Annotated in this window: 13 protein-coding genes; 6 read left to right on the top strand and 7 right to left on the bottom strand. The window is 66.4% G+C overall.

Going from position 1 to position 18,433, the window contains the following annotated elements; translation table 11 throughout:
- Positions 1–315 precede the first annotated feature (315 nt).
- Positions 316–1,314: a restriction endonuclease gene (locus ACCQ16_RS08070; protein ID WP_041469566.1), complete on the top strand. Its 999-nt coding sequence runs from the start codon at positions 316–318 to the stop codon at positions 1,312–1,314.
- Positions 1,315–1,496: 182 nt separating this feature from the next.
- Here the strand turns inward: ACCQ16_RS08070 and hutC are convergent, their stop codons facing one another.
- The 3 genes from hutC to ACCQ16_RS08055 are packed head-to-tail and all read right to left on the bottom strand — an operon-like array spanning position 1,497 to position 3,912.
- On the bottom strand, positions 1,497–2,234 hold the full coding sequence (hutC, locus tag ACCQ16_RS08065) for a histidine utilization transcriptional repressor HutC (protein ID WP_014089871.1): 738 nt from the start codon (positions 2,232–2,234) through the stop codon (positions 1,497–1,499).
- A gap of 28 nt (positions 2,235–2,262) precedes the next feature.
- The gene (locus ACCQ16_RS08060; protein ID WP_041469564.1) at positions 2,263–2,481 is read right to left on the bottom strand and encodes a hypothetical protein; all 219 of its coding nucleotides are present in this window, start codon (positions 2,479–2,481) and stop codon (positions 2,263–2,265) included.
- Positions 2,482–2,541: 60 nt separating this feature from the next.
- Positions 2,542–3,912 (bottom strand): formimidoylglutamate deiminase, encoded by a 1,371-nt coding sequence (locus tag ACCQ16_RS08055; RefSeq protein ID WP_136733804.1) that lies wholly within the window; start codon positions 3,910–3,912, stop codon positions 2,542–2,544.
- Between the two features lie 60 nt (positions 3,913–3,972).
- On the opposite strand from ACCQ16_RS08055, the gene hutI reads away from it, so the two are divergent.
- From hutI to ACCQ16_RS08030, 5 genes are all read left to right on the top strand, one after another.
- Positions 3,973–5,178, top strand: a complete 1,206-nt coding sequence (gene hutI / locus ACCQ16_RS08050; protein WP_277572904.1) for an imidazolonepropionase — start codon at positions 3,973–3,975, stop codon at positions 5,176–5,178.
- Between the two features lie 13 nt (positions 5,179–5,191).
- Complete coding sequence (gene hutH / locus ACCQ16_RS08045) at positions 5,192–6,733, top strand: histidine ammonia-lyase (RefSeq protein ID WP_218488411.1); 1,542 nt, start codon at positions 5,192–5,194, stop codon at positions 6,731–6,733.
- 181 nt (positions 6,734–6,914) lie between these two features.
- Complete coding sequence (hutG, locus tag ACCQ16_RS08040) at positions 6,915–7,772, top strand: N-formylglutamate deformylase (RefSeq protein ID WP_136733805.1); 858 nt, start codon at positions 6,915–6,917, stop codon at positions 7,770–7,772.
- Between the two features lie 16 nt (positions 7,773–7,788).
- Positions 7,789–9,456, top strand: coding sequence for a urocanate hydratase (gene hutU / locus ACCQ16_RS08035; protein ID WP_014089866.1), 1,668 nt, complete (start codon positions 7,789–7,791; stop codon positions 9,454–9,456).
- Positions 9,457–9,725: 269 nt separating this feature from the next.
- Positions 9,726–10,454, top strand: a complete 729-nt coding sequence (locus tag ACCQ16_RS08030) for a hypothetical protein (protein WP_008576266.1) — start codon at positions 9,726–9,728, stop codon at positions 10,452–10,454.
- 346 nt (positions 10,455–10,800) lie between these two features.
- On the opposite strand, the gene ACCQ16_RS08025 is transcribed toward ACCQ16_RS08030, so the two are convergent.
- The 4 genes from ACCQ16_RS08025 to ACCQ16_RS08010 form a co-directional block, all read right to left on the bottom strand.
- Entirely contained in the window at positions 10,801–13,269 is a 2,469-nt protein-coding gene (locus ACCQ16_RS08025) for a membrane-bound PQQ-dependent dehydrogenase, glucose/quinate/shikimate family (RefSeq protein WP_277572903.1), read from the bottom strand.
- A gap of 224 nt (positions 13,270–13,493) precedes the next feature.
- Positions 13,494–16,193, bottom strand: a complete 2,700-nt coding sequence (gene gyrA, locus ACCQ16_RS08020; protein ID WP_014089864.1) for a DNA gyrase subunit A — start codon at positions 16,191–16,193, stop codon at positions 13,494–13,496.
- Positions 16,194–16,402: 209 nt separating this feature from the next.
- Positions 16,403–17,467, bottom strand: a complete 1,065-nt coding sequence (gene mtnA / locus ACCQ16_RS08015; protein WP_011347031.1) for an S-methyl-5-thioribose-1-phosphate isomerase — start codon at positions 17,465–17,467, stop codon at positions 16,403–16,405.
- A gap of 198 nt (positions 17,468–17,665) precedes the next feature.
- On the bottom strand, positions 17,666–18,352 hold the full coding sequence (locus ACCQ16_RS08010; RefSeq protein ID WP_008576270.1) for a DUF3011 domain-containing protein: 687 nt from the start codon (positions 18,350–18,352) through the stop codon (positions 17,666–17,668).
- Positions 18,353–18,433: the final 81 nt, after the last annotated feature.

The following is an 18,433-nucleotide window of genomic DNA, read 5'->3' as shown; positions in this document are numbered from 1 at the left end:
ATGGACCGGCGTGAGGATGCAGCGTCGCTGACGTGCGATTTGGCTCTGCGCAGCCTTTTTGAATCAGTGGCTTAGCGCCAAAACGCAGCTCTTCCGGCCCGATGTTGCAAAGCAACATGATTTTTTGGACAATCGGGAACGACCCGCCAGTCCTGCGTTACGAAGTCCGTTTGCTCCCCTCCCCTCACGGCTTCGGACTGGCGGGTCTTTCGCTATCTGGATCACGGCTCGCGATATCACCGCGCACGATCCATTGACGAATCTTTCGCGAAGGATTCTTCTACACGCACGATTCGTTATACGCGCCATTGCTTGATGCTCATGCCTTCCTGGATTCTGGCGCCCTTGGCCGCACTGCTGCTCTGGCTGGCGGTGTCTGCCTACCTGTGGCTGGTACGACGACGCGCCAATGAAGTGCATGAAGGCGTCCGTGCGCTGGCCATCATGCACTGGCGCGATTTTTCAGCCGTGGTGCTGCGCGTCCTGCAGGATCAACGCGGATGGCAGCCCACCCAGCTGCCGCAGGATGGCCTGCCCACCGCCGACTTCATGATGCAGACCGAGCATGGCACTCGGTTGGTGGCCTGCAAGCACGGGCGCGGTTATCGCATCGGCGTGGCGGCGGTGAACGAGCTGGGCGCGATGGCACGGCTGGCTGGTGCAAACGGCGGCGTGATGGTGACCGAAGGCCGCATGGAGCGCGAAGGTATCGCCGCCGCGGAGAAACAATCGATCGAAGTGCTGGACGGTGTGCGTCTGTGGCCGCTGCTCAAACCCTATCTGCCTGGCGATGTGGAAGCCGGCGTGGTTGGTGCGGCGCGCCGCCGCGCGATCCGCCATAGCATCATCGCCGGCGCCGCGCTGGCGACGCTGGCCGTCATGGCGGTGCTGGCGCTGCGCCCGCCGGCTCCGACGCCGGCCACACCGCCCGCTGCGGCGTCTGCACCGATTCCCGCACCGGCCCGCGTGGTCGCACCGCCCACGCCCTCCGCCAGTACCGCCCAGCCGGGCCCGTCACCTACTGCAGTGGCCCCGGCCGCGCCGGCAGCCGGCGCAGAACCGGATGCAGCCACCATCCAGGGCTATCAGCGCGAGGTTTCCAAGGCGTTGGCGCAGACACCGGGGCTGGTGCGTGGCATCTGGCTGACCCAGGCAACCCTGGTAGTGGATCGGACGGTGGAAGACAGCGCGGCATGGCCGCTGATTTGCCGAGAGCTGCAACGCTACCCGTACCTGCGCACGGTGCGCGTGCAGCTCAACCCGCGCCCGGGCACCGCCGAGCCGGTGCGCTGGCGTCAGTGCAGCACGATTTGATACTGGGGCGTTGGCTGCTGTCGTCGTGCCGCGTCGCCTGCCTGCCCAGCCGGGCACCTGATCGTGAACACGCAGTCGCCTGCATCCCGGCGTGCAGCGACTGCAACACGGCCGGTACCGTTCAGCGAGCCCCTGGCGACTTGAGCGCTGCGGTACCGCGCCCGTCGCCTGCCGACATCATCTCAGCGCAGTCCCGGCGCGAACCGTGCCACCAGATCGTACGAACCGCCTAGAAACATCTGGCGCACGTAGGTGACCGGCAGCTCGCCGCGCCAGGTGTGGCGGTCGATCACCAGGCAGGCCGCGCCGTCGTCCGCCTGGAGCTGCTCGGCCTGCGCGGCGTCGGCACTGGCAGCGCTGATGCGGTGTTCGGCGCGCGTCCATGGCACGTTGCGCAATAACCAGCTGCCCGGCGCCACCTCCGTGAACGGCTGGTCCAATGCGTCGGGCACGGTGTTGATGTCGATCACGCGGTGCTCCAGCGCAAACGGGCGGCCGTCGGCCAGGTGCACGCTCTGCAATTCCAGCACCTTGCCGGTGCTGCCCAGCACACGTTCCTGCGGCACGCGCTGCCGCACGTTGCGCAGCTGCCGCGACAACAAAGAGAACCGGTACGCATGGCCGCGCGTGGTCATTTCCACTTCGATGTCCGGGATCGAGAGCGCCACCTGTTCCAGATGCGGGTGCTGCCGTGCCACGAACGAACCAGTACGGCGGCGGCGTTCGATCATGCCGGCATCGGCCAGCAAGCCGAGCACCTTGTTCACCGTCATGCGCGAGCAACCGTACTGCGCCATCAACTCGTGCTCGGGCGGCACGCGGTGCCCGGGCGGCCAGTCGCCGCTATGGATGCGTTGTTCCAGATCCTGGCGGATGCGCTGATGCAAGGTGCCAGGCACGATGGTGGTGGTGGCGGTCAAAGCGCGGGTCTCCGAAAAGAGCGGCTATTCAATCGGCATGCCGCATGGTCGGCAGCGTGCGCCAGCTGCAGGTTGCGGCATGCACCATGCACGCTGCATGGACGAGCGCACTGCGTGCACCTGCTCCGGCGACGCAGCTGCGTCTGCGGTGGCTCCACTGCGCGCGCATCCGCTTGGAGCGGTGCAGGCGCAGCCACTGGCGGTTGCGGCCGGGGCCCGTCATCGGCAGGTGCAAAGCGTACACCACGACTCCTGCGCGCCGTTGGGCAGCCACCTGACCGCTCCCGCCACCGTGCGATGAGGAATGTCACTGGCCCAGCAGGCTGCGCAACACCGCGGCAAACCGTGTGGCGATACGGGCGCGGTCGACATGCTGCCCCTCGCGCACCACCCAGCGCCCGCCGCGCCAGACGTTGCGCACCGCGGTGCCACGCGCGGCGAACAGCCAGCTGTCCAGCAAGGCGTCGTCGCTGCGCGCCAGCAGGGCCGGATGCGCGGTGTCCAGTTCGATCAGATCGGCTGCTGCTCCGGCAAGGATGCCGGTCTGCGCGAGGCCCAGCGCCTGCGCGGCACCCATGCCGGCCTGATCGTAGAGCCAGCGTCCGCTCGACACCGGCCCCTGCGCCACGACATTGCGTGCCTGCAGCGTCAGGCGCTGGCCGTATTCGAGCAGGCGCAGTTCTTCGGCTGCATCGATCAGCACATTCGAATCCGAGCCCACGCCGAAACGCCCGCCCGCAGCAGCGAAGGCCTGCATCGGGAACACGCCATCGCCCAGATTCGCCTCGGTGATCGGGCACAGACCGACGACCGCGCCGCTGGCGACAATTGCCTGCAGTTCGTGTGCATCCACGTGCGTGGCGTGTACCAGGCACCAGCGCGCATCCACCGGCGCGTTGGCCAGCAGCCACTGCACCGGGCGCTGCTTGGACCAGGCCAGGCAGGCATCCACTTCACGCTGCTGCTCGGCGATATGGATGTGGATGGGGCCATCGGTAAGCGGCACCAGCGCTGCCAGTTGCTGCGGAGTGACCGCGCGCAGGCTGTGCGGCGCCAGCCCGAGTACCGCGTCCGGCAGCGCTTTCAGGCTGTGTCTGCAGTCGTCCAGCAAGCGCGCGAAGCCGTCAATGTCGTGAATCAGACGGCGTTGCGCCGGGCTGGGGGTGGCACCACCGAAATCCGAGTGCGCATAGAACACCGGCAACAGGCTGAGCCCGATGCCGGTGTTGGCGGCAGCGGCGGCAATGCGCTCGGACATTTCGCCGGGCTGCGCATACGGCGCACCGCTGGCCGCGTGATGCAGGTAATGGAATTCGCCGACCCGGGTGAAGCCGCTTTCGAGCATTTCAACATATGCCTGCTCGGCGATTGCCTGCAGGCTGTCCGGGTCGAGCCGGTCGACGAAGCGGTACATCAGCTCGCGCCAGCTCCAGAAGCTGTCGCCGCTGCGCCCGCCGACTTCGGTCAACCCCGCCATGCCGCGCTGGAAGGCATGGCTGTGCAGATTCCCCAAGCCAGGCAACAGCACGTCGCAGCGCGTGTCGGTAATCGCAGCAGCCGCATTGGCCTCCACCGAAACGATGCGGCCCTGCTCTGCCGCGACCCGCACCTTGCTCGCCCAGCCGTCGGGCAACAATGCCCGGGCTGCCCAGAACACCTGCGTCTGTTGGTCTGCCACTGGACACCCTCGATCGCCGAACTTATTGTATATACATATCAGACACCACGAGCCTGCGCCATGCATTGCGACGTTCTGTGGCACAACGCGCAACTGATGACCCTGGATGCGGCCGATGGCGGCCTGGGCATCGTGGACGATGGCATCGTCGCCTGCCGGCACGGCCATATCGTCTACGCCGGCGCGGCCGCACAGGCCCCAGCGCTGCAGCCCGACAGTGCGCACGACTGCCGGCGCCGCTGGATCAGCCCCGGCCTGATCGATTGCCACACGCACCTGGTGTACGCCGGCAATCGTGCCAATGAATTCGAGCAACGCCTGCGCGGCGCCAGCTATGCCGACATCGCCGCAGCCGGCGGCGGCATCGTGGCGACGGTGCGCGCCACCCGCGCCGCCGACGATGCGGCGTTGCTGGCCGCCAGCCTGCCGCGCCTGGATGCGATGCTTGGCGAAGGCGTCACCACGCTGGAAATCAAATCCGGCTACGGGCTCACCCTGGACGATGAAATCAAGCAGCTGCGCGTGGCGCGCCAACTCGCCGCGCTGCGCAAGGTGGAAGTGGTGCCGACCTTCCTGGGCGCGCATGCCGTGCCGCCTGGCGGGCAGGCGCAGCACTACATCGACCAGGTCTGCACGCAGATGATTCCGGCGATCGCCACGCAAGGACTTGCCGAGGCGGTGGACGTGTTCTGCGAGCATCTGGCGTTCTCGCAGGCGCAGGCCGAACAAGTCTTCGTTGCGGCGCAAGCGCATGGTTTGCGCATCAAGATCCACGCCGAACAATTGAGCAACCAGCACGGCGCCGAACTGGCCGCACGCTACGGCGCGTTGTCGGCCGATCACATCGAGTACCTGGACCAGGCGGGCATTGCGGCGATGGCCGCTGCCGGCACCGTGGCAGTGCTGCTGCCAGGCGCGTTCTACTTCACCCGCGATACCCAACTGCCACCGATTGCCGCGCTGCGCACGGCCGGCGTGCCGCTGGCGTTGGCCACCGATTGCAACCCGGGCACCTCGCCGCTGACCAGCCCGCTGCTGGCGATGAACATGGCGGCGACGTTGTTCCGCATGACCGTGGACGAATGCATCGCCGGGTTCACCCGCGAGGCTGCGCGGGCGCTTGGCCGCAGCGAGCGCCTGGGCCAGTTGCGCGCCGGCATGGACTGCGACCTGGCGATCTGGAACATCGATGCGCCGGCCGACCTGGTCTACCGCATGGGCTTCAATCCTCTTCATGCCCGCGTCTGGCGCGGGCATCTGTGCTGAATCCGGAGTCGTCATGAGTGTTTCTGTTGTCTTGCAACCCGGCCGGGTCACGCTGGCGCAATGGCGTGCGCTGTATCGCGGTGCCGACGTCGCGTTGGACGATGCATGCGCTGCCGCGGTGCTGCGCAGCGCGCAAACGGTGGAGGCCATCGTGGCGCGTGGCGAGCCGGTGTATGGCGTCAACACCGGCTTCGGCAAGCTGGCCAGCGTGCGTATCGAGCCCGAGGATCTGCAGACCCTGCAACGCAATATCGTGCTCTCGCACGCGGCAGGTGTGGGCGAGCCCACGCCGGTACCGGTGGTGCGGCTGATGATGGCGCTCAAGCTCACCAGCCTGGCCCAGGGCGCGTCCGGCGTGCAGCCGGGCACGCTGGCGTTGCTGGAAGCGATGCTGCGCGCCGGCATCACCCCGGTGGTGCCGTGCCAGGGCTCGGTGGGCGCTTCCGGCGACCTGGCACCGCTGTCGCATCTGGCCGCGGTGATGATCGGCGTTGGCGAAGCCTTCGTCGGCGCGCAGCGACTGCCTGCTGCCGACGCGCTTGCACATGCGCAGCTGCAGCCGCGCGTGCTGGGCGCAAAGGAAGGGTTGGCCCTGCTCAACGGCACCCAGTTTTCCACCGCCTGCGCCCTGGCCGGTCTGTTCGAGATCGAAACCGTCCTGCAGGCCGCGCTGGTCACCGGCGCGTTGTCGGTGGAAGCGGCCAAGGGCTCGGATACGCCCTTCGATGCGCGCATTCATGCCTTGCGCGGGCAGCCCGGGCAGATCGCCACCGCGGCGGCATTGCGCGCCCTGATGGCCGATTCGGCCATTCGCGAATCGCATCGGCTGGGCGATGTGCGCGTGCAGGACCCGTACTGCCTGCGCTGCCAGCCGCAGGTGATGGGGGCGGCGCTGGATGTGATGCGTCAGGCCGCGCGCACCCTGCAGATCGAAGCCAATGGCGTGTCCGATAACCCACTGGTCTTCAGCGACACCGGTGAAGCGCTGTCTGGCGGCAACTTCCACGCCGAGCCGGTCGCCTTCGCCGCGGACATGCTGGCGATGGCGGTCTGCGAAATCGGCTCGATCAGCGAACGCCGCACCGCGATGCTGGTCGACCCGGCACTGTCCGGCCTGCCCGCCTTTCTCACCCCGCGCCCGGGCCTGAACTCCGGCTTCATGATTCCGCAGGTGACCGCCGCCGCGCTGGTGTCGGAAAACAAGCAGCGCGCGTATCCGGCCAGTGTCGACTCGATTCCGACTTCGGCCAATCAGGAAGATCACGTGTCGATGGCTGCGCACGGTGCGCGCCGCTTGCTGGCGATGGCCGAGAACGCCGCCAACGTCATCGGCATCGAGCTGCTGGCCGCCGTGCAGGGCTGCGATTTCCATGCGCCACTGCGCTCCAGCACTGCGCTGGAAGCGGCGCGTGCCCTGTTGCGCGCGCAGGTGCCGACACTGCAGGACGACCGCTACTTTCATCCGGACATGCTGGCTGCCAGCGCATTGGTGCGCTCGGGCGCGCTGGCGCAGGCAGTGGCGATCCCGTTGCCGGGTGTGGAGCAGGACATATGAGTGGGCAGCGCTTGTGCAGCGCGTCGATACCTGCCTCGACGCGGCCGCAACTGCAGTCTTTCGCGATCTCTCCAAGCATACGCACTTGCGATGACGCCGTGCCGCGCACGCGAGGCATCCGCAACGCCCAGCTGCGCAACGCATGCCGCACGCACGCTGCACGCGTGCATGGAGCGCAGCGATGAACGCCCTGCCCGACTGGCTGGAACTGCACCGCGGCGACGCGCCGTTGATCGTCAGTTTTCCGCATACCGGCACCGAGTTACCGGAAGACGTGGCCGACCAGTTCGTGTCGCCGTGGCTGGCGCGCCGCGATACCGATTGGTGGGTACACCATCTTTACGACTTCGCACAGGCGCTGGGCGCCACCACGCTGCGGACTGCCATCTCGCGCTCGGTCATCGACGTCAATCGCGACCCGAGCGGGGCCTCGCTGTATCCGGGCCAGAACACCACCGGTCTGTGCCCGCTCACCACCTTCGACGATCAGCCGCTGTATGCCGATGGTGCGGCACCGGATCAGGCGCAGATCGCGTTGCGTCGCACGCGCTGGTTCGACCCGTACCACGCCGCGCTTGCCGGGGAAATTACGCGCCTGCGCGCGCAGCACGCGAAGATCGTGGTCTACGACGCACATTCGATCCGCTCCTTCATCCCGCATCTGTTCGATGGCGAATTGCCGCAATTCAATATCGGCAGCAACGAGGACCGCAGCTGCGACCGGCGCCTGGTCGATGCGGTGGAGCGCCTGTGCCGCAGCAGCGGCTCCAGCACGGTGCGCAACGGCCGCTTCAAGGGCGGCTGGATCACCCGCCACTACGCGCAGCCCGCGCATGGCGTGCACACCTTGCAGATGGAACTGGCCTGTCGCGGCTACATGCGCGAGCCCGACAGCCTCACTCCCGAAAACTGGCCAACGCCGTGGCAGCCGGTACATGCCGTGGTGCTGCGCGCGGTACTGCGCCACGTGCTGCAGGCCTGCCTGCACTTCGCCAATGCGCCCTCTTCCGACACCGCGCCGCCTGCGGCCAACCGCTGATTGCAAGGAAACCGGCATGACCCGTCACGATGCAACCCGCGTCATCCGCGCTGCCACCGGCACCACGCTCACCGCCAAGAGCTGGCTCACCGAAGCGCCGCTGCGCATGTTGATGAACAACCTGGACCCGGACGTGGCCGAGCGCCCGCAGGAACTGGTGGTCTACGGCGGTATCGGCCGCGCCGCGCGCGACTGGGAATCCTTCGATGCCATCGTCGCTGCGCTCACGCGGCTGGACGAGGACCAAACCTTGCTGGTGCAGTCCGGCAAACCGGTGGGCGTGTTCCGCACCCATGCCGATGCGCCGCGCGTGCTGATCGCCAACTCCAACCTGGTGCCGCGCTGGGCCAACTGGGACCACTTCAACGAACTCGATCAAAAGGGCCTGGCCATGTACGGCCAGATGACCGCCGGCAGCTGGATCTACATCGGCGCGCAAGGCATCGTGCAGGGCACCTACGAAACCTTCGTGGAAATGGGCCGCCAGCACTACGCCGGCAATCTGGCCGGCAAGTGGCTGTTTACCGGCGGTCTCGGCGGCATGGGCGGCGCGCAGCCGCTGGCGGCGGTGATGGCCGGCGCCTCGTGCCTGGCGGTGGAGTGCCGCCGCTCCAGCATCGACATGCGCCTGCGTACCGGGTATCTGGATACGTGGACCGACTCTCTGGACGAGGCGCTGCGCCTGATCGAGGAGTCGTGCACCGCGAAAAAACCGCTGTCGGTCGGCCTGCTCGGCAATGTCGCCGACGTGCTGGACGAACTGCTGCTGCGCGGGATCAAGCCGGATCTGTTGACCGACCAGACTTCTGCACACGACCCGGTCAACGGCTACCTGCCGCAGGGCTGGAGCGTGGAAGAGTGGGACGCAAAACGCGTGAGCGCGCCCAAGGAAGTGGAAGCCGCTGCGCGCGAGTCGATGGCCAACCACATCCGCGCCATGCTCACCTTCCACGCACTGGGCGTGCCTACCGTGGATTACGGCAACAACCTGCGCCAGATGGCGCTGGAAGCCGGCATCGACAATGCATTCGATTTCCCCGGCTTCGTGCCCGCCTACATCCGCCCGCTGTTCTGTCGCGGCATTGGCCCGTTCCGCTGGGTTGCGCTCAGCGGCGACCCGGACGACATCGCCAAGACCGACGCCAAGGTCAAGGAGCTCATCCCCGACGATGCGCACCTGCATCGCTGGCTCGACATGGCCGCCGAAAAGATCGCCTTCCAGGGCCTGCCCGCGCGCATCTGCTGGGTGGGCCTGGGCGATCGCCACCGGCTGGGCCTGGCCTTCAACGCGATGGTGCGCAGCGGCGAGCTGAAGGCGCCGGTGGTGATCGGCCGCGACCATCTGGATTCGGGCAGCGTGGCCTCGCCCAATCGCGAAACCGAAGCGATGGCCGACGGCTCGGACGCGGTCTCCGACTGGCCGCTGCTCAATGCCCTGCTCAACACCGCCAGCGGCGCCACCTGGGTGTCGCTGCATCACGGCGGCGGCGTCGGCATGGGCTTTTCGCAGCACGCCGGCATGGTCATCGTCTGCGACGGCAGCGAGGCCGCCGACAAGCGCATCGAACGCGTGCTCTGGAACGACCCGGCCACCGGGGTGATGCGCCACGCCGATGCCGGTTACGCCATTGCAACCGATTGCGCGAAGGAAAAAGGGCTGGATTTGCCTGGCATTCTTCGCTGACCCGGCCGAACAGCGCCACGCTTTGGGGGCACCGCTGCAGCATCCGGGCCGCTCCCGCCCGCAGCCTTGTTCATGCCTTCCGCGGTCCCCCGCAAGGGCCTGCTGTCGGGCCTCTTACGGCTGCCATTGGCCACATCAGATGCTGTGCGCCGGCACCATGCAGTTGCCGTGTCTGGGCACGATGTCCCGGATCGGGGCATGCGCCGGGGATCAGCCTCAAGTCTGCGCGTTGCAGGCCGACAAGATATGCAACGTTTCGAGGAATCCCCATGGGCATCCTGATCTACCTGGTGCCTGCATTCGCACTCTGGGCGCTGATCGCGACCGGGCTGGCATTCGTGCGTGGCCGCCAGCTGCGTGCCGAATCCGGCGAGCTTGCCAGTACGCAGGACAGCCTTGGCCGCTATCAGGCGGCGCTGTCGCAACTGAAGGCGCGAGCGGCGGCCACCACGCTGGAACTGGAATCGCTGCAGCGTAGCTATGCCGTGCTCAAGCAATCGCTGGAACAGCATGAGCAGAACGCCTCCGAGCAGCAGGCAGCCGCTGCCGGCCAGGTGATTCCCATGGTGCTGGTGCAGCGGCTGGATATCGCCAGCGAGATCGGCACGCTGTTCGCGCATGTGGCGCGCGTGGCGCGCAGCCTGCGTCGCTACAGCGCCTACAGCCGCGGCCACAACGCACCCGAGCCTGCCACCGCGCGCTACGACCTGCACTGGCTTGCCGATTGTCTGCACAGCTTCGATCAGATCGGTCATGCGCTGGTACGTGGCAATGTCGCTGCGCTGATCACCGCCTGCCAGGATCTGCTATCGATGTACGAGCACTACCTGAAGGATGGCTCCGGCTACAACAGCCGCGACACCTTCCAGCGCCTGAGCAACGATGTGCCGCTGTCCGAGGCCACTGATGCGATCCGCTCGATCATCGTCAAGGCGACGCTGGCGCAGGATGTGCGCGATGCGGTGCAGGACGACGAGGTGGCGGCGAACGTTGGGTGATTCAGGAATCGGGAATCGGGAATCGGGAATCGGGAATCGGGAATCGGGAAAGCGTGCGGCCTGATGCATCATGTGGGCAAGCACTAGGCAAGATTAGCGTTGTCTTGCCGAGATAGCTGAGCGCTTGCCAGATGTGCTTCAAGAAAAAAGCGCACCGCTTGCGGTGCGCTTTTTCGTGCTTCAACGTCCTGAGTCACTGACGAATGGTGCGATCCCTCGTAGCTGCCGGAGGACGACTCACGGGCGACATCAGCATGTCTGCCTGCATTGCACACCGATTCCAGCCACCAACCACGTGGCATGGCGTCTGCCTGTCTTTAGCAGCCGCCCCCGCTCGTCTCCGACATCATTGCGCCTTCTGCGGTAACGCGTAGGCGATCAACGCATCGCCTGCCGGGGTCTCCATGAAGTGGTGCCCGCCGGCCATGATGACCAGATACTCGCGTCCATCGTATTCGTACACCATCGGGTTGGCCTGGCCGCCGGCCGGCAACTTGGCATGCCACAGCTCCTTGCCGGTGGCCAGATCGATCGCGCGGATCAGGTCGTCGGTGGCTGCGGCAATGAAGATCAAACCGCTTGCCGTCACCACCGCGCCACCATTGTTCGGTGTACCGATTTCGATCGGCAGGCCGGAACGGATGCCGAACGGGCCATTGCCGCGCGCACTGCCGAACGGGCGGTCCCACAACGTCTTGCCGCTGGCCAGATCGATGGCGCGGATGCCGCCATACGGTGGCTCCTTGCACAGCAACTTGGTGAACGGCAGACGCCAGCCGGCATTGACGTTGACTGCATACGGCGTGCCGGTCTGCGGGTCGCCTGCGCCTTCCGCACCGCCCGCATCGCCACGCACTTCATCGCGCGGTGCCCAACCCAGCTTGTCGGCCTTGGCGCGCGGCACCAGCAGGTTGTAGTTGGGCATGTCGTTGTAATTGGCCACGATCACACCGCGGTGCGGATCTACCGCCACGCTGCCCCAATCCGAACCACCGTTGTAACCGGGGTACTCGATCGAATGCCGGTCCGCTTCCGGCGGCGTGTAGATGCCCTTATAGCTGGCCTTGCGGAACTGGATACGGCAAACCAGCTGGTCGATCGGGGTCATGCCCCACATGTCGCGTTCGGTCAGATCCGGCTTGCGCAACGTGTGATACAGCGAGAACGGCTGCGTCCTGGCACGCATCTGCGGCTCCACGCCACCGCCTGGCACCGCACGCTCTTCCACGCCCACCAGCGGCTTGCCGGTGCGCCGATCCAGGACGTACAGCTCGCCCTGCTTGCTCGGCAACAGCACCGCCGGCACGTTGACGCCGTCCTTGGGGAAGTCGATCAGGCTCGGCTGCGAGCCCAGGTCGTAGTCCCATGCATCGATGTGGGTGGTCTGGAAATTCCATGCCGGCTTGCCGGTGGCGACATCCAGCGCCACCAGCGAGGTCGCGTAACGGTTTTCCTGCGGCGTGCGCGAGCTGCTCCAGTAATCGGCTGTGGAATTGCCCATCGGCAGATAGACATAGCCCAACTGCTCATCGGCTGCGGCGGTGGTCCACATATTGGGCGTGCCGCGCGTCCAGCTCTGGCCCGGCGGCGGTGCGCCGTTCCATTCCGGATGCGTCATGTCCCAGGCCCAGCGCAACTGGCCGGTCACCGCATCGAAGCCTTCGATCACACCGGAGGGCTCGTAACGCTTCTGCCCGTCGAGCACTTGATGCCCGGTGACCACCACGCCGCGCACGATGGCCGGCGGCGAATTGATCGACACATAGCCCGGCGGCGTCTGGCCCATACCGACGGTGATGTCGACCTGACCGTTGCTGCCGAAATCCGGGCATGGCGTGCCGCTGCGTGCGTCCAGCGCAATCAAGCGCCCGTCGAGCGTGCCTTCGATCACGCGCGTGCCGCACAGCTGTGCGGTTGCTCCAGCATCCGCAGCGGTGGCAGCCGCCGGCACTTCGTAATACGAGACGCCACGGCATGCCGCCGTGTACGGAATCGCCTCGTCCTTGACCTTGGGATCGTAGCGCCAGCGCTGCTTGCCGCTGGCGGCATCCAGCGCAATCACCTGGTTGCGTGCAGTACATAGGTACAGGCTGTCGCCCACCTTCAGCGGCGTGGTTTCCGCACCCCAGCGCTTGTCCGGCAGATCGCCGGTGTGGAAAAGCCAGGCTTGCTGCAGCTGCGTCACATTGTCGCGATTGATCTGCTGCAGCGGCGAATAGCGCTGGCCGGCCTGGCTGCGTCCGTATGCGGCCCAATCGCCGTCGGCCGGTGCATTCGCCGGCTGTACGCCGGACGCCTCGACCGGGGCGGAGGTGTCGCGGTTGACCAGACCACCGAGCATGCCTGCCGCATGCGCCAGCGCGCCATCGGCTTCAGTCACGCCATGCGGCATGAACGCCAATGCGAACGCCACCACAAATACCATCGCCAGCGCACCGGCCAGGCTGCGCGATACCGTGCGCGACACAGGGCGATGCAGTTTCGGTAGCAACAGCGCAAGCACGAATGCCAGACCCACGATCAGGCCCAGACGCGGCACCCAGCGCCAGTAATCGCTGCCTGATTCCCACCACGTCCAGAGCAACGAAACCGCCACTACGCCGGCAAACCACCAGGCGCCCGCATTGCGGCCACGAAACAGCAGCACACCAGCAATCAGCATCGCCGCGCCGGCCGGTGCGTAATACCAAGAGCCGCCCAACGCAGCCAGCCACACGCCACCGGCAAGCAGCACCGCGCCCAGTAAAGCAATCACGCCTCCCAAGGTCGCCAGCGCCCAATGGCCGCGACCGGAAGGACGATCCAGAATCGTCATCCGTTGTTCCTCTTCGACTCAGCGGCGACGCAACGCCGCCGCACCACCCACAACCTTCGACCCGGGCCAGTGAAAGAGCCGCGATCTTTGCGGCGAACGCATGAAGACACTGCGTTGCAGATGTCAGCACTCGCCATAAAGCGTGGCGCCCCAAACCTTCGCGCATAAAAAAACGCCGGTTTTCACCGGCGTTTTTGCTCAACTGCGTCGCGTTGGCGCTGCGATCATGCGTCAGTTGGCGGCGCCTCGCTCACACTTGCGCCTGCTTCGTCCACCACCTCATCCACTTCATCCAGCGACGCGTCCAGGCGTTCCACCGCCTGCAACTTTTCGCCCTTGGACAAGCGGATCAGCGTGACGCCCTGCGTATTACGGCCAACGCGCGAGATCTCCGAACCACGCGTGCGCACCAGCGTGCCGCCATCTGAAATCAACAGCACTTCGTCGGTGGCGCCCAGCAGCACTGCACGCACCAGCTTGCCGTTGCGCTCGGTGGTCTGGATGCCGATCACGCCCTGGGTGCCACGCCCCTTGCGCGGGTACTCGGTCAGCGGGGTGCGCTTGCCGTAGCCGTTCTCGGTGGCCGTCAGGATGTAGGCCACATTGCCGTCGTCGGCGACCTCGATCACGGCAGACTCGCCGCCATCGGTGGCTTCCACCACGTCATCGACCTCCTCGCCTTCGATCTCTTCTTCGACACCGCCAGCACGCTCGGCCACGATCAGGCTGACCACTTCCTCGCCCTTGGTCAGACGAATACCGCGCACACCGGTGGCGGTACGGCCCATCGAACGCACGGTGGATTCGCCAAAGCGCACGGTCTTGCCGTTGGAAGCGAACAGCAACACGTCGCGGTCGCCATCGGTCAAGGCCACCCCGACCAGCGCATCACCCTCGTCCAGGTTGATGGCGATCTTGCCGCGCGCCAGACGGAAGGCGAATTCGCTCAACGGCGTCTTCTTGACCGTGCCGTTGCGTGTGGCGAAGAACACGTAGCGGTTGTCGGCGTATTCGCGCACCGGCAGCACCGCCTGCACGCGCTCGCCGGCTTCCAGCGGAATCCAGTTGATGATCGGCCTGCCACGCGCATTGGAGCCGGCTTCCGGCAACTGGTGCACCGGCAGCCAGAACACCTTGCCGCTGCTGGTGAAAGTCAGCAGCGTGTCGTGCGTGTTCACCAGCCACAGCTGGTCGATGAAATCTTCTTCCTTGGTCGCTGCGGCAGAGCGGCCACGGCCGCCGCGGCGCTGCGCGCGGTACGCGCTCACCGGCTGGCGCTTGGCATAACCGGCATGCGACAACGTCACCACCACGTCCTCCGGCGCGATCAGATCCAGGATGTCCAGATCTTCTTCGCTGTGACGGATTTCGGTGCGGCGCTCGTCGCCGTATTCCTCGCGGATATTGATCAGCTCGTCGCGGATCACCTGCAGCAGCACGTCCGGGTTTTCCAGGATGCGGATCAGGCCTTCGATGACGCCGAGCAACTGCTTGTACTCGTCGGTCAGCTTTTCCTGTTCCAAACCAGTGAGGCGATGCAGACGCATTTCCAGGATCTGCGAGGCCTGCACTTCGCTGAGCTGGTAGAAGCCCTGGATCAGGCCCACGCCCGGCGGCAGATCTTCCGGCTTGGAGGCTTCGGCGCCGGCGGCGCCCAACAGCGCGCCCACCAGGCCCGGTTGCCAGGTCTTGGCCAGCATGCGCTCGCGCGCTTCCTGCGGGTTGGCCGAGGTCTTGATCAACTCGATCATTTCATCGATGTTGGCCAACGCAACGGTCAGGCCTTCCAGCACGTGCGCACGCGCACGCGCCTTGCGCAGTTCGAAAATGGTGCGACGGGTGACCACCTCGCGGCGGTGGCGGATGAACGCCTCCAGCATCTGCTTGAGGTTCATCAACTGCGGGCGGCCGTCGATCAGCGCCACCATGTTGATGCCGAACACCGCCTCCATCTGGGTCTGCTGGTACAGGTTGTTGAGCACAACCTCGGCAGATTCGCCGCGCTTGACTTCGATGTAGATGCGCATGCCGTCCTTGTCGGACTCATCGCGCAACTCGCTGATGCCTTCGAGCTTCTTTTCCTTGACCAGCTCGGCGATCTTCTCGATCAGCCGCGCCTTGTTGACCTGGTACGGGATCTCGGTGACGACGATCGCCTCGCGACCGTTGTCGGCCACTTCCACATCGGCCTTGGCGCGGATGCGCACACGGCCACGGCCGGTGCGGTAGCCGGCCGCGATGCCGGCGGTGCCGTTGATGATGCCGGCGGTGGGGAAATCCGGGCCGGGGATGTATTCCATCAGGCCTTCGACATCCAGCTCGGGCGTGTCGATCAGCGCGATGCAGGCGTTGATCGCCTCGGTCAGGTTATGCGGCGGGATATTGGTGGCCATGCCCACCGCGATACCGGCCGAGCCATTGACCAGCAGGCTCGGGAACCGGGTCGGCATGACCGTCGGTTCCTGTTCCTTTTCGTCGTAATTGGGCTGGAAATCGACGGTTTCCTTGTCGATGTCGGCCATCAGCTCATGCGCCAGCCGCGACATGCGCGACTCGGTGTAACGCATTGCCGCAGCGGAGTCGCCGTCGACCGAACCGAAGTTACCCTGACCGTCGACCATCATGTAGCGCAGCGAGAACGGCTGCGCCATGCGCACCAGCGTGTCGTACACCGACTGGTCGCCGTGCGGATGGTATTTACCGATGACGTCGCCGACGATACGCGCCGACTTGAAGTAGGCCTTGTTGCTGTGTGCGCCCAGCTCGTGCATCGCGTACAGCACGCGCCGGTGCACAGGCTTGAGGCCATCACGGGCATCGGGGAGTGCGCGGCCCACGATCACGCTCATCGCGTAATCGAGGTAGCTCTTGCGCATCTCGTCTTCCAGGTTGACCTGGATGATTTCCTTGGCGGTTTCTGCCATTCGGGTTCCGTATGTGAGGTGGCGGGCGAGCCGGAAAGCCGCGTCGGGAGCGCCCTTGCATCAGGCTGCCGACCCCACGCTCCCGCCGATCGATTCAAGCGCCGGATTGTACCACGGCAGGGCATCCCGACGCCTCCGCTTTACCAGCCAGAAACAAGCACTTGCAGGGAGTTTGGGCGGCGTTGGAAGCCGGGCGGCCGGCCCCGGGCTCAGGCGCCGAAGGCGGCCTGCATCCGCGCCAGGTCCGGCTGCGCGATCACGCCGCGTTCGGTGACGATTGCGTCGATCAGATCGCCCGGAGTGACGTCGAAAACCGGGTTCCAGGCATGGATGCCATCGGCCACCGTCCTGACCCCGCCCACGCCGAACAACTCGCCGGGATCGCGTTGCTCGATCTCGATCTGGTCCCCGCTGGCCGTTGCCATATCCACCGTGGACGACGGCGCCACCACCATGAATTTGACCCCGTGGTGGCGGGCGGCGATGGCCAGCTGGTAGGTGCCGATCTTGTTGGCGGTATCACCATTGGCGCAGATGCGATCGGCGCCGACGATCACCCACTGCACCAGTCCGGATTTCATCAGATGCGAGGCCGCCGAATCGGCGATCAGGGTGGCGTCGATACCGTCCTGCTGCAGCTCCCACACGGTCAGGCGTGCGCCCTGCAGCCACGGCCGGGTCTCTCCGGCGAACACCTTGGCAATGCGCTGTTGCGCCATGCCGGCGCGGATCACGCCCAGTGCGGTGCCAAAGCCGGCGGTGGCCAGCGAGCCGGTGTTGCAATGGGTGAGCACGCCGCTGCCAGGTGCGATCAACGCGGCGCCAAGCGCGCCCATGTGGCGGTTGGCGGCCAGGTCTTCATCGGCGATGGCCTGCGCCTCGCGCGCGATCACCTCGCGCCAGTCGGCGCCGGCCGCGCCCAGTACGCGGCGCATGCGCATCAGCGCCCAGGCCAGGTTGACGGCAGTCGGACGCGCCGCGTTGAGCCGCAGCAGCGCCGGCTCCAGCTTCTGCAGCGCAGCGCTGCCGTCGTCGGCAGCGATGTCGCGCGCGGCCAGCACCACGCCCCAACCTGCCGCGATGCCGATCGCCGGCGCACCGCGCACGGCCAGGGAATGGATCGCCTCGGCCACCGCGTCGCTGCTGTCGCAACGCACATGCGCCACCTCGAAGGGCAGCTTGCGTTGGTCGAGCAACTCAAGGGCATCGCCGGTCCACAGCAGTGGCCGGATGTGGTCGTAGCGGGCGTAATCGATATGGGCGCTGTCGTTCATGCGCCCATTGTAAGGCGCGCGCAGCGCCTGCGCCGTTGCACGACCGCGCGGCCTTGGCGCGGCGAACAAACCCACTGCGCAGCCGGCAGGCGGCCGCGGCCGGTGCCCGGAATCGGCAGGTACCACTCGTACACCTGCGCTGACGGCGCGTCGTCCCGACCCGCATGACGACTGCGCGCGATGTCGTGTTGGCCGCTCTCAGTCGACGATGAACTCGGCGCGGCAGCCGTCGTTCACCCACACCCCGTCGCGGCTCCAGCCCCAGGTCTGGCCTTCCACGCAGGGCGTTTTGGACATCTGCCGGCCCAGGCGCACCGCACGTTCCACCGACACCCCGCAGGTGCGCCGCGCGCTTTTCTTCGATTCGCAGGTAACCATGCGCGGCACCGCGACGAAGCCGGAGCCATCTTCTGCGCCCACTTCGAATTCGCCGTCGCATCCACGCGAGACCCAGATTTCGTTGCGGCGAACGCCCCAGGTGCGCCCTTCCTTGCATGGCCACATCGAGCGTTGCCGCAGCAGCCGCACCGGCGCGCCCCGCAGCACCACCGGGCAGGCCACCGTGCCGCCGTTGGAATCGCAGCGCACCACGCGGCGCATCACGGTTGCGGTCTTCGCACGGGTCGCTGCGAATTCGGCGCGGCAGCCTTGTTCGACCCACACGCCGTCGCGTTCGACATCCCATTCGCTACCGCGGATGCAGCTGGTTTCGGAGAGCTGGCGCACCAGTTGCACGCCTTGGGCGGTGTCCATCGCGCAGTGCACGCGCGCCAGGTCCTTGGACTCGCAGCGCACCACGCCGGCTGCGCGGTCGGACGCGCGCGCATCGGCGAGCAGCAGCAGCGGCAAGCACCACAAACCGCATAAGCTGACCAGCCACTTCATGCCGACAATCCTCACCCCGAACGATCTTCGTCGCGCCCCCGTGGACGTGAAGATGAGAGCATCATCGATGTGAAGATAGCA

Source organism: Xanthomonas sp. NCPPB 1062 (genome assembly GCF_041481705.2).
GTDB lineage: Bacteria > Pseudomonadota > Gammaproteobacteria > Xanthomonadales > Xanthomonadaceae > Xanthomonas > Xanthomonas euvesicatoria.
Note: the sequence above shows the minus strand (reverse complement) of the source record. Positions and strands in the feature narration are given on the sequence as shown.

Excerpts from the sequence above, each read along its gene's own strand:
- ACCQ16_RS08070 (WP_041469566.1), top strand. The coding sequence starts at position 316 with ATGCTCATGCCTTCCTGGATTCTGGCGCCCTTGGCCGCACTGCTGCTC.
- hutI (WP_277572904.1), top strand. The coding sequence starts at position 3,973 with ATGCATTGCGACGTTCTGTGGCACAACGCGCAACTGATGACCCTGGAT.
- hutH (WP_218488411.1), top strand. The coding sequence starts at position 5,192 with ATGAGTGTTTCTGTTGTCTTGCAACCCGGCCGGGTCACGCTGGCGCAA.
- hutG (WP_136733805.1), top strand. The coding sequence starts at position 6,915 with ATGAACGCCCTGCCCGACTGGCTGGAACTGCACCGCGGCGACGCGCCG.
- hutU (WP_014089866.1), top strand. The coding sequence starts at position 7,789 with ATGACCCGTCACGATGCAACCCGCGTCATCCGCGCTGCCACCGGCACC.
- ACCQ16_RS08030 (WP_008576266.1), top strand. The coding sequence starts at position 9,726 with ATGGGCATCCTGATCTACCTGGTGCCTGCATTCGCACTCTGGGCGCTG.
- ACCQ16_RS08025 (WP_277572903.1), bottom strand. The coding sequence starts at position 13,269 with ATGACGATTCTGGATCGTCCTTCCGGTCGCGGCCATTGGGCGCTGGCG.
- gyrA (WP_014089864.1), bottom strand. The coding sequence starts at position 16,193 with ATGGCAGAAACCGCCAAGGAAATCATCCAGGTCAACCTGGAAGACGAG.
- mtnA (WP_011347031.1), bottom strand. The coding sequence starts at position 17,467 with ATGAACGACAGCGCCCATATCGATTACGCCCGCTACGACCACATCCGG.
- ACCQ16_RS08010 (WP_008576270.1), bottom strand. The coding sequence starts at position 18,352 with ATGAAGTGGCTGGTCAGCTTATGCGGTTTGTGGTGCTTGCCGCTGCTG.